11 protein-coding genes are annotated in these 12,414 nt (G+C 36.2%); 10 read left to right on the top strand and 1 reads right to left on the bottom strand.

All coding sequences use genetic code 11. The annotated features are described in order from the left end of the window. The first annotated feature begins 126 nt into the window (after positions 1–126). The 10 genes from CXK86_RS13430 (at position 127) to CXK86_RS13475 (ending at position 11,108) form a co-directional block, all read left to right on the top strand. Positions 127–486 (top strand): hypothetical protein, encoded by a 360-nt coding sequence (locus CXK86_RS13430; protein WP_036673674.1) that lies wholly within the window; start codon positions 127–129, stop codon positions 484–486. A gap of 247 nt (positions 487–733) precedes the next feature. Further along, positions 734–1,837 (top strand): hypothetical protein, encoded by a 1,104-nt coding sequence (locus tag CXK86_RS13435; protein WP_051449947.1) that lies wholly within the window; start codon positions 734–736, stop codon positions 1,835–1,837. A 44-nt stretch (positions 1,838–1,881) separates the two neighbouring features. After that, positions 1,882–3,393 carry a Dyp-type peroxidase gene (locus CXK86_RS13440; RefSeq protein ID WP_180361757.1) on the top strand — a complete coding sequence of 504 codons (1,512 nt, stop codon included), beginning with the start codon at positions 1,882–1,884 and terminating at the stop codon, positions 3,391–3,393. A gap of 328 nt (positions 3,394–3,721) precedes the next feature. Beyond that, positions 3,722–4,126, top strand: a complete 405-nt coding sequence (locus CXK86_RS13445) for a hypothetical protein (protein WP_036673678.1) — start codon at positions 3,722–3,724, stop codon at positions 4,124–4,126. Between the two features lie 292 nt (positions 4,127–4,418). Next, on the top strand, positions 4,419–5,447 hold the full coding sequence (locus CXK86_RS13450) for a hypothetical protein (RefSeq protein ID WP_036673680.1): 1,029 nt from the start codon (positions 4,419–4,421) through the stop codon (positions 5,445–5,447). Between the two features lie 853 nt (positions 5,448–6,300). Further along, positions 6,301–6,948 carry a restriction endonuclease gene (locus CXK86_RS13455; RefSeq protein ID WP_076250484.1) on the top strand — a complete coding sequence of 216 codons (648 nt, stop codon included), beginning with the start codon at positions 6,301–6,303 and terminating at the stop codon, positions 6,946–6,948. A gap of 702 nt (positions 6,949–7,650) precedes the next feature. After that, a complete protein-coding gene (locus tag CXK86_RS13460) occupies positions 7,651–8,190 on the top strand; it encodes a DUF4145 domain-containing protein (RefSeq protein WP_036673684.1) in 540 nt (179 codons plus the stop codon). 119 nt (positions 8,191–8,309) lie between these two features. Beyond that, the gene (locus CXK86_RS13465) at positions 8,310–9,812 is read left to right on the top strand and encodes a PIN-like domain-containing protein (RefSeq protein ID WP_036673686.1); all 1,503 of its coding nucleotides are present in this window, start codon (positions 8,310–8,312) and stop codon (positions 9,810–9,812) included. A 529-nt stretch (positions 9,813–10,341) separates the two neighbouring features. After that, complete coding sequence (locus CXK86_RS13470) at positions 10,342–10,746, top strand: hypothetical protein (RefSeq protein ID WP_036673688.1); 405 nt, start codon at positions 10,342–10,344, stop codon at positions 10,744–10,746. Positions 10,747–10,922: 176 nt separating this feature from the next. After that, the gene (locus CXK86_RS13475) at positions 10,923–11,108 is read left to right on the top strand and encodes a hypothetical protein (protein ID WP_036673690.1); all 186 of its coding nucleotides are present in this window, start codon (positions 10,923–10,925) and stop codon (positions 11,106–11,108) included. Between the two features lie 404 nt (positions 11,109–11,512). Here CXK86_RS13475 and CXK86_RS13485 read toward each other — a convergent pair whose 3' ends face one another. Further along, on the bottom strand, positions 11,513–11,911 hold the full coding sequence (locus CXK86_RS13485; RefSeq protein ID WP_083677446.1) for an RDD family protein: 399 nt from the start codon (positions 11,909–11,911) through the stop codon (positions 11,513–11,515). Positions 11,912–12,414: the final 503 nt, after the last annotated feature.

Genomic DNA, 12,414 nt, shown 5'->3' on the forward strand with positions numbered 1-12,414 from the left:
ACTACTAAACACTTAGAGGAATGGAACAGCTTAATTTGGGTTATCCACATTTGAAATAGCAAAAAAGGATAAAACATACGGATGGACAGTCAGAAGAAAATTTCTTTGTGAAGGTGGTATACAACTGTGGCGATTTTAATTAGAGAATATGATGCACGATTGCGATCAATGACAATTGATGCTGATCCAGATAATCCAGAGAATTTTGTTACTGATGATTATATAGATTTTGGTGTGCCTATTAAATCATGTTGGACCGCATTAAACACTTTCAGTATTGATTTGCCTAACTACAAAGATGAGTCTGGAAAAATAATAAACATTTCAAGTAGCAATCTGACTGTAGGATTGCTTGTAAGAGAAATAAATAACACATTTGCTAGGATCAATACAGTAATTTCAATGAGATCACCTGAGCTAATTGAGAAAAAGTTAAATATTACAGGGCTAGTTAGTTATATCGCTTTTGCAGAAACAGTCGATTAAAAAACACAGTTTCCGTTAGATGTCTCTAGATTAAATGACGGTTATGATGGCACGCATATACGTGCCATCAATGAATCGCAGCTTTTTCTAGGCAACATGAATTCGTCAAGAGGAACTTTATAAACCCAAGTTGCACAGGATCTTCCTGAATCTGAATTAAGCAATGCAAAAGTATTCAAGTGGTTTTGACATAAATCTAAAACTCATTGTGAAGCTTGATTTTAAATTTAATAAGGAGGAACTTACTATGGCAAAACTTAAACAATTTGATCCACCTGCTTTTCTGGAAGACATGAATGAAGAACAAAAGAATCAATGGAGTGATTACATATCAACAAGATTTGACGTGTGCATTTCAGAGGTCGAATCCGAAGTTGGAGTCGGAAAATGTCAATTTTACAACCCTGTAAAGATAGATACTCCAGAAAATTACCTTACCAAAACAATCCGTTGGAAGGCATTCCCAAAACTGATCGCGGACAAATATCAAGATAATTGGGAGCTAGCTTATAAAGAAGCAGAGGAGACGTTAATTCAGAATGGAAAGTATATTTATCGCCCACAGGATGAATATTGTGAATGGCATGTAGAACGTGATGAACAAACGGGTAGGCTCAAACGTGTGACGTTTACATGTGAAGGAGAAGAATATTGGAAGTCCCTGGATCAAGATAAAATTGTAGAACTTTACAATCAATATATAAAAAATGGAATCTCTAAAGAAGAGTTATTTATGAATGAAGAGTATAACCCTTACAATGCATGGAATACCGAAAAAGGCAAGATGCATTTAACTCATGAGTCCAATACACTTTCAGCTGAAATTAATATCGCTGCCCGTGCTACTGTTCTCCGAATAAAAGACGGCAACGAAATAAAGGCATATGATGAGTTGATTGAGTGTAGTGACTATGGAAACGCAGGACGTGCGAGCGATCCACTTATTGGGGGTATCATAAATGATTTCGCACGAGATAAGTACTTTATAACCATACAAAATCCTGTTGCTCTATATATTGATGATTTAGATACAAATGGGTGGAAAACTAAGTCTGGTACCGATCCAAAAACATATTGGAAAATAATCAGAGGACAAGATGGATCTAGTGGTGAGGAAGTGCTAGGAGTCAGGGCGGTCTATGAAATTCCAGATGGAGAAGAAGTTTTAATTGACGATAAACCGATTCGTTACGGTGGTCAGGTTGCTCGGTTCATTGATATTAAATTAACGGGCATTGTATGCCGTAAAGGCGAGGCAGACAATGTGCAGCATCAGTGTCCAGGAAATACAGCTGCAGTAGCTGAAATGATGATACATCCAACAGATATGCAGCGCAGTAGACGCAATTAAATTATGAAAGGTTGAGATGGATGGTAGAGCAATCTGAACCGGTCTTGGATATACAGGATATCCAAGGAAATATTTTAGCCGGATTTAATAAAGACTTTCAGAACTTTCTATTTCTCAAGATCATCCAGCCTCAGCAGACTAAAAAGTGGTTGAAGGAACTTCTACCCGAGATTTCCTCTCTGGAGGAAGTTTTGCGTTTTAATAATTTATTTAAGTCGATGCGTGAAAGACTTGGTGGTCGAGATCCACAAGGACTAACATCAACCTGGATAAATGTCGCATTCACTTATGTTGGACTTGAAAAACTAGTTCCCGATGAATCAGTACATTTTACAAGCGAAGCTTTTAAAGATGGCATGCCGAGAAGATCTCTTGGAGATCGTTTGAACCCGGAACAATGGGAATATGGAGGATGGAACAACTATCCAGACTTTGTACTAATCGTTGCTAGCGATAATGAAAATTTTTTGCAAGAAAGAGTAAACACTATAAAGAAGATGATTTCCGAAAATGTAGGACTTCGCTTAATTCAAGAAGAAGTAGGACGAGTTCTACCAGACAAGCCAGGGCATGAGCATTTTGGGTTTAAGGACGGGATCTCGCAACCAGGGGTAAGAGGGCGAATCTCTGATGGTGATCATGATTACCTGACTCCAAGACTCATTGACCCTGATGAAAAGAGATCTCTTTCATTCTCGAAACCAGGAGAACTGCTCATTTGGCCAGGGGAATTTGTATTTGGATACCCAGCACAAGGAGCAAGGCCTCACCCTGATGATGATATCCAACCCCTACTCAAGGGACCTGATATGTACATTAATGTACCAAAATGGGCTCGTAATGGTTCATATTTGGTTTTCCGACGATTACGCCAAGATGTAAAAGCATTTCAAGATTCTTTAAAACAAATTAAAGTGCAGACCGGACTATCGGAGGATCTCATTGGAGCCAAATTAATGGGACGATGGCCAAGTGGTGCTCCTATCATTCGTTCTCCAGAGCACGATCAAGAAAATATAGGAAAGGATGCGTATGAAAGCAATCACTTTTCATACAATGAAGTGGAGCCCCCAATCAAAATGAGTAAGGAAGTAGGCGGACGAGTAATAAGTGGCGCAACGAACGATAGACTTGGAGGAATATGCCCTTTTTCAGCACATATACGTAAAGTCAATCCTCGGGATATGGGTACTGATTTAGGTTCTGCAGAGCAAACACTACTTAGACGCATTATAAGAAGAGGTATTCCATTTGGAAGATCGTTTAATGAGGTGCCCGAGGAAGAAAGAGGATTATTGTTTATTTCATATCAAACATCCATAGAAAGACAGTTTGAGTTCTTGCAAAAAACTTGGGCAAATAATAAGAAAAATCCTCCGGGCTCTGAAGGAGAAGATCCTATAATCGGACAAAATACATCAACTGATCGGAGTAGAACATTTGTATTAGAGCACAAAACACTAAATTTACAAGAGTTTGTAACGATGACAGGTGGGGGTTACTTCTTCCAACCTTCAATTAGTGCAATTAATGAGATTATCACTAAACACGTATAAGGTAATAGCAACAACTTTAAAGCAAATTACTGTTATGGTCGTTCACCTTAACCTGGTAATGGTCGTTTATTGTCGAGGGACAAGAACATTGTCCCATTGAAAGTCGCTATTTTAGCGGCTTTTTTATTTTATGGGTACAAGTCTTGTCCCAAGCTAAGGACAAGAACTTGTACCGATTACCGAAAAAGACAAGAACTTGATCCGATTGCCGATTAGATGAATACCTAAACATTGATCATATGCACTTAAAACCGATCAAAGTTCAGACATAATTTTTGACGATGATGGATCAGGGGAAATTGCTGATATTGTTTCTATTAAAATTGATATGCAGCATAGAAAAATTATATTTCATCTTTATCATTGTAAGTATTCACACGGAGAGCATCCCGGTTCTCGTGTCTCAGATCTATATGAAGTTTGCGGCCAAGCTGAAAAATCAATTGTTTGGAATGATAATGTATTAGAAATAATACAAAGAATGATTGAAAGGGAAAATTCGAGACAGAAAAGCTATGGTGAAACACGATTTGAAAAAGGGAACTTACAAACTTTAAATATGTTAAAAAAGATGGTGAGAGCTGGTTATGAAACAGAATTTGAAATTTCTATTGTCCAACCAGGAGTATCAATATTAGCGATCACAAACTCTATGAAACAAATTATCCTAGCAACAGATACTTATTTAAAAGATACGTTTGGTTTACGTTTGACATGCTTTTTTAGTAATTAGTTGGATATTTGTGGCTTACAAAGACATAAAAAAGAGCGTGCAACTGTAAGGAGTTGTACGCGTAGTTTATATTTTATAGGATTAGAACCGTTTAATATATACAACTGGGTAGTAGAATTTTTAGGTTTAGGACAAGCTGGACTTAGATGGCTTAATAAGCCAAACCCATAATCCTTTCTAATTAGAAAAAGTCTATAACTTGCGAAATAACTGCAATCTCTAAAGGTATCAACATTCAAAACTGTCTCTCCGATATAAGGAGTAATAAAAATTGGAGGTATAAACATAGCTTATGAGAATCAATGCAAAATCTATACTACTCTTTCTTAGTATAATTCTCTTATTCTGTGCGTGCTCAGAGAAAGCAAGTAGTAGTCTCCATGTTGAACTTTCCGTAAAAGAAGATTTCGATAAGGATAGCCGACTCCTTTTCACCGGCACCACTAATTTACCAAATAGAATGAAACTTGTTTTATCTATAACAGGTGAAGATGGATTCTCAGCTCAGAAAGAAGTTGAAGTCAATAATGGTAAGTTAGAAAGTGAGTTGATTTCTAATAATGGAGCAGGGTTAGTTCCTGGAAAGTATAGCCTTCAAATCACGTCTCAAGCAGGTATCATACAACCTATTTCAGTTCAAAACATAATTGGTAAACAAGGTGAGAATCTTGAGGGTGAATTTGTTTTGTCCCAAGAGACTCTTGGAAAAATGATCGGATATACGTATTCTTTTAGCACGAGTGATTCTCAGACCGCAGCGACCGAGAGCGAGAAGGTTTGGGATGAGTTAAATGGCTATTTAGCCACAGGACAATACGCTCTCATAACGGAGTTTATTGATAAGATCCAAACAACAGATCAGGATCTCCAGATGATGTATCACTTTTCAAAATATCATATCTATGGCCAAGCTGGAGATGATAAAAAAGCATTAGAGTCCTTATATAGCATCCCTAAGAACTATAAGGGTCGAAATGAGGATTTGATTAATTACTACAAATATTTAAATGATTTTTACAAAGATGAATCTCCTTTTAGCTTTAATGATTACGTAGCACTCTACAGAAAAAACCGAATTACCCCAACCTCCTTCGCATATTATGCAACTAAAAGTGAACAATTCGGTGATACTAAAAACAGTGATGCTGACACAGTTTACAATTATATGATGAAGGAGTTCGATATCTTAACGGATTACGGAAACAATTACGTTCCTGAAATACACGATCCCATTATACTTGAAAGAGCTAGTACACATTTTGGAATGACATTGAGTCAAGTAGATGAGATTTTTATGAATCGAGCAATGCAATTACCGTAATTTGTAGCAAATCACAAAAACGAGATCTTCTTATGTGAAGATCTCAAATGTTATAGCTTTAAAAAGTGGAATGTATGAAACACGCGAAACAAAAATCTGCCAGCCATAGGATCAAGGATGTCGCCAGCAAGATTGTGCTGAGAGAGGATTAAAGGGTGTCGAGGAACAAGAACATAGTCTCATTGAAGTCGCTATTATAGCGGCTTTTTTTGTAGAGGGACAAGGACATTATTCCATTGCCGAAAAGGACAGGAACTTGGTGTCATTTCGGATTAGATAGTAATATCGAGGATGGTTTACAAATAGGCCATCTTGGACTGTCACTAAGGTAGATAGGTGATATCCGTCAGAAGAGCGAGACCAGGGATTCTTTTCATGCAGTCTCTCTATAAAAGGTTAGGTAATGTTAGGTGCTCCTGAGCCGCCTTAACCATCCGTTTGAATGGTTTGGGTTTCAGATGAAGACAGACCAAACCGAATTTCTTTATCAATCTGCGAATTCGTTTGAGATTATACACGATACCAAACTCATGATGAGCGTCATTTTGCTGGAACGTGAACCTTTCTTAAAACCTGGGCGATGAAAGGCTCTCTTCACCCATTTAAAGACATCTTCATCGCGCTGAGCCTGCTTTAAGCGTACCATCTGCTGCTTGAAGATAACGATAGTAGCCGGATCTGGAGACCCCTAAAAGCTCACAAAAGTACCGGGTCATCCGCTTCAAACCTTGGCCTACGGCTTGTTAACAGAGTTCAAAATCTTGATTTTCATAATACTACGATCACAAATTCTATCTATAACCTTGAAATATATGGTATTGTTGTACTAGAAATTAGAAGGAGGGTAGACCTAATGGACTATATTATTTTTCTGCTGATTATTGCTGCAGTTTTTGTGTTGTCTATATTAATTCTCATCTTGTCGAGAAAACAAAAGACTATCGTTGTATTTGATAAGGAGGATTACGATCTAAGAGATATCACTTTAGGTGATATTGATAGGATGGGTGACGGCTCAGGTTTTGAAATGTACCTATACAGATTATTAATCGAGCTAGGCTACTCCGGTGTATATAAGACTGTGGGTAGTCGTGACTTTGGAGCTGACGTAGTTTTTACTGATCCGGATGGAGTCAGAAATGTCATCCAAGCCAAAAGATACGCTGTAGAAAATCCGGTAGGCATTAGTGCCGTTCAAGAAGTCTTCTCTTGTATGAGATACTATAAGGCCAAAAAAGCGGTTGTCATTGCAACAACCAGATTCACAGATTCATGTGAAATGCTGGCAGGTATCAATTATGTGAAATTGATTGATCGAACTGACTTATCCAACATTATTGAGGCCTTCAGGGCTGGTGACACCCTTGAAGCACGTAAAATAATCGAAGCGGAACCCAGAAGGTTACTTGAATCCTGGTCAGAGACAAATTCAACTACGCTGCATGAAGTTCGTAAGGATTACAAGGCCGAGAAGTATGTAAAAAAAGTGATGAGTAAATGAGAATATATATTATTATCCATGGGAAGAGGAGGAAGGGATATTGGGAAAGTTTATAGCGTTTAAGTTGAATAAAGGTGACTCGTTCTATTTAGAAATAAGAGTACATAATTAAAAGAAATCGGTAATGGTAGATGGTGGAGATGAATCAGAGTGGCTAAACACTTCAAAACATAGTAGGTAAGGATAAAGTAAATGCTACTGTGTGCACACACAAAGACAGTGACCATGATAAGGGAATAATAGCAATCTTAGAAAGTATCAGCTGTGATGAGGTTTGGTTGCCATCAGAATGGGGAGATGTACTTAATCATTTCACCAGAAGTAAATTGTCAGTACAGCCGGCATCACGAACCCTGATCCTTACCGGGTTAAACTCTTCATGGCCAAACTCACATACCCACGATGCTCAACGATGAGATTCTGCAGTTACATCGTTCGGTGAAATCCTTTTATTTTTCTTTGTATCCCACTCTGCAGCTTTGTGGCTATGAGAAATCGAAAAGGAGACGTTTGTTTGTGCTGACAAAGTATATTCACTCCTAGTAATTGCAACTTTTAGTCAATCATTCTCTTCTCTGATCCATAAGTATAGGTGAGTACTTGAAACTTTAACAAGGGTTATGTTTCATCAGTTAAGTAGCCGATAATATTTATTATATATGATGTATAGCAAGTAAACTATTGGAAAAGTGGGGTATGTATATGAAACGAATAACAAATGAGAACTTTTATAAAGCTGATGAACTTTTTAGTTATTTTGTTAAGCCCAATCTACAGACAGGTGAAGAACAAAAAATTACGGAGAGTCACTTGATAGAGTTGATCGATAAGCTTGATCTTAATGAACATATTGTTCCAGACATAAAAGAGATGTTAGAAGTATCTAAAGCTCTCTTTGCCTACGGTTATTTATATTGGAGTTTCCTGACACTATCGCTGGATCAAGCATTTAAGGCTTTTGAGGCTACCGTTGCTCATGTTCACGAGAAGGTCTATGGATCAAATTACTCTGAAGGTAACCGTGTGACACTTTCAGCTATGATTGACAGATTGTCTAAGAGAAGAATTATAGATACTGAACAAAAGTATAAATTCCATAACATAAGAAAATTTAGGAATATGCAGGCTCATCCATCTTTTCAAGCGCAGCTTGGGTTGCCTTCCTATGATGTACTGAAAAATCTATGTACAGAAATAAATTCCTTATTTCTTATTTTACATAATCGTAGTCTTAGTGAGTAATTAAAGCTGAGTTAAATAAAGAGGAGAGATCTGGGTCACATGGTCACGCTTATAACTGATTTTAAGTTTTACTGGTAAATGCGAAACATACAAGCTGAATATGTAATGGAGGAGAATAGATGAGTTATCTAAGTGAACAAGATTTCAGGAGACTTTGGAAAAGTGCTCTCATATCCGTTGACACATCTGCATTGCTTTTTTTACAAGAATGTAATTCACCGCTTTCTAAATATGCAATGGACACTCTACTTTTTATTGAAGATCGTATTTGGATTCCTTCCCATGTTGCTAATGTTGAGATGGATCCCCAACTCAATTATACCGGTGAAATAACTGGTTCAATTAGAAGTCTAAATAATTTTGATAGGGAGTTCGATAAAACTATCTCGGCCATAGATGAAAAATTTCAATCGCTACACAAAAAACTAGATGAACAAGGTCATGAGTTGCTGTCAGATTTAATTGCTGAAATCGATATAAATAAAGTTTTGTATGATGCAATCAGCAAGTTCAAATTAAATGTAGCTTTATCAACCGAAGAGAACAAAGATTTCCTTCAATCAAAATTGGTACAAGTATTCCAAAAGTCACTTTGTTCTAGAACTAGCACTGGGTTTACTGACGAAGAGGTCTCAGATATTGAACAAGAAGGTACCATACGATATGAAAATAGTATCCCGCCAGGATACAGTGATCGAAACAAAGCCACAAATAAATTCGGGGATTTAATCATTTGGAAGGAATTATTAAAAAAGTCCAATGAAGAAAAAAAACCTATTTTGTTTATAACAAGAGATAAAAAAGAAGATTGGTTCAAACTAACAGATAACAAGATTGTAGAAGTACGAGAAGAACTACGTAAAGAGATGGAAGCGAACAATGCCGAAGTGTTTGTCATATACTTCAATGATTTTATTAAAATGAGTCTTGAATTTGTAAGCAGAAACTTCGAGGAACTACAGGAGAAAGTTGATAATCAAGAATATGAATTAGCTGAGCAAATAGAAATTTATATTAACGAAAATATGCACGGAGAAATTGAAGAAAAGCTTACAAATATAGAAAGTATCGAATATAATTCAGACTTTATTGCAGTGGATGTGGTTGAAGATATAGAGATTAATAATTATATGAATGATATTGATGATGAAATAGTGATTATTAATTGTAAGGTGAATTTTACTGTATATGTTGATCATAATTATTATGTTGGTAGTAGAGAACCTAACATTGAGCTTCCTAGTGTAATAAAATGTCAGGTAGATGCAAGGGTTTATATTGAAATTTTTTCTGGTACACATAACGATCAAATTAAATTAATTGATATTGATTCACCTTACATTGAACTGGATGAAGTTGAAGTGATCAGTTCAACTGATCCGCTAGGTCATGATGAGGATTATGATGATGCATTTCAAGAAGATACAGAACCCTACGAAGACCAGGAACGTACTGATGAACTTGAGGCAGAATTTGAACGAAATAAGGAACAAAAAGAATCAGCTTTTGCCAATGAGGAACACATTAGCGTGGAAGAAATTGAAGCAGATCTTGAAGAACGTATTCGACAAAAAGAAGCTCAAGATGACTACGAAGAGAGGTTACGGGAAGAAGAAGAATAGTTTCTATTCATAACCCAGAGAGTTCTTTTCCGATATTAGATGCTAAAACTCCATTAGTAATTCATTCAGTACAATTGAAGCAAGAGATTCATTAAAAACTAATACAGCGGGCATCACATGTTAACTGATGTATTCACATTTCAATTTTCACTTCAGTAGTAATCTTAATTACGTGTATCATTCTTTGCTTGAAAGGGAGAGATCTATATAAAGTTGCCGTTTATAAATCAGTATTTTCTGAACAATACTTATCAACCTATTATTAGGAGGATGTTTTAGCATTTATAAATGGAATTAATCTCCTTTTGATAATCAGCTGCTTCAGGCCACCCCTCATTTATCAGTCTTATATTTATAACTAGGGATGACTGATAGTGAGATTCTTATGTATTCCAGTGTCTTCGTTTCTATTTTTTCATTAGCTTACTGATCGCAAGATAAAAGAAGTTCATAGGAAAGTTTCGTTATTATATGGTTTAGCTACGTAACACGTATCTCTTTGTTGATAATAGGCATAGGGATAAGGCACATGAAGACTAATCATTGGTCAGTTAATTTGGCAATAATATATTTGATTCTTATTTCGATTGTTAATATAAGCATCTCAATTTGGTCGTCTATTGAATTTAATCAGATAACACAAAATTTCAACGAAGCATCAAAAAATTCAACCGTCACTCGAGAAGCTGATTCGTTAATTAAAACGGCTGCGAGTGCTCTTATTTACATTTTGCTAAGCGGATTTGCGATGTTATTTACAACTATTGCATTGTTATTTCCAAAACGCATGATGGATTTAATTGAGAAGGTAGTTGATGACCCTGATGCTGACTTTGATTCGATTTATAAATTCAGATTAGTAATGGTTCTAGCTAATAGCAGTATTCTCATATTGGATTTTTATGGAATAGTCAGTGCATTCAAATATCTGTAAACCTTTATGTCAATATAGCAGATGTATTTGAATTTTAGGCTCCAGTTCACTATTCAGGCGTTCAAAGTGAAAACGAGCAACACTCATAGAAAACACCTAGTTTCCTAGGTGAAGGAACTAATTGTTAAATAATAGTAGTATCCGAACGGAACTATACTAATATGGGAGTGAACCGTATGGAAGCACCAGCGACTACAGGAACTGTTTTTTTTGAGAATAAGGTTACTATTTTATTAAACAATATAGGTCCAGATTTAACTCAAGTAATAGCGGGTAATCTATTGAGCCATGAGGGAGAAATACTCATTGTCGATTATTATGGAAAACCAAAGAAATCTACAAATCCCAAGATCGAAGTCTGAACATGACATCTGTGTCAGTTAATGTTTTGTTTACTTCGTTAATGGAGCACACTAATTATAATTACCTCGTAATTAATGGAGTTGAAAGGTTAATCAAATCCTTTAATGGAGATGGATTATTTATAAGAAAAATCGCAAATCAGCGAATTAGATTCTTTCAACAACATCAACTTGACTGGAACTGGCTGTCGAGTTTTGTAAAAAGGCTAGGTGATTTGCTAAATGAAAAGAAAGCTATTGTTTGTCTTTATGTAGAAGAGGATTGATATTCAAAAGAAACTGCTTGAGGAAATGCAAACTGTATACATATGTACAAAATACGAGTTTTGTGAAACAGTACTAATGATTTAAAAGCTGTACAGTGATTTTTACCCCTGTACAGCGAATTCTTTATATTTTTCGAGTTAATCCCAAACTACTTCTGTTCCTGCTACAAAGTCATGAATCGCACGTCGATCCTCACGCATACCGACCATAAAAGCACTCACAATAACTCCGATACCCAAAGTTAATACGTACACAAGTCCAGCTACAACAACTCGCATCAGCATCGTACCAATTTTTGGCGGTTCGTGTGTATCGTATTGGCGGATTCGAATTCCACATATACGTTTGCCTATGGTTCGACCATACCAGTAAACTGGTAATAAAATTGAGTATAACGCACTAAGCAGTTTGGCAATCGGCTCATCCGTATCAAAGTTGCCCGTCAGCACACCTGCAATAATCACTAACGGAATTGAAATAATAAGACTATCCAATACACCTGCTCCTAATCTAATCCAAAAACCTGCTTTATACAAAATGCTTTCCTCCAAACTACAATTTTAAACTAAACGGCTAATTTACTTCATGAACTCCCTTCATTAAAATATCTAACTTTATGTACACAACTCAAATAGTATAACAGAAAATTTTACCTTTTTACGATAAAACTCCTATTTCATTTTACTTGCACCCTTTGTGAATTTTACAACAAAATATCGAATTAACTTAACCGCTGACCATGATCACTATTTACTCTTACATAATCCTTTCTAATCATGATCACTATTTACTCTTACATAATCCTTTCTAATATTGTATTTAGCTACTGAGCCCCCAATGAAAACACCATAATAATTATGTAAACCAAGAAAGCTACTCAACATTTGTTAAGTAGCCTTCTGTTCGTTCTGCATCTGCCCTCTTCGCCAAATCTTATTCTCTAAAAAAGCATAGACTAAACCGGCGATGGCAAATATCCATATCGATGTCATTCGGTTCAGATGGTATCCATTCACGAAATATGGATTGTACATGAGAT

Source organism: Paenibacillus sp. BGI2013, assembly GCF_002843485.1.
GTDB classification, from domain to species: domain Bacteria; phylum Bacillota; class Bacilli; order Paenibacillales; family Paenibacillaceae; genus Paenibacillus; species Paenibacillus amylolyticus.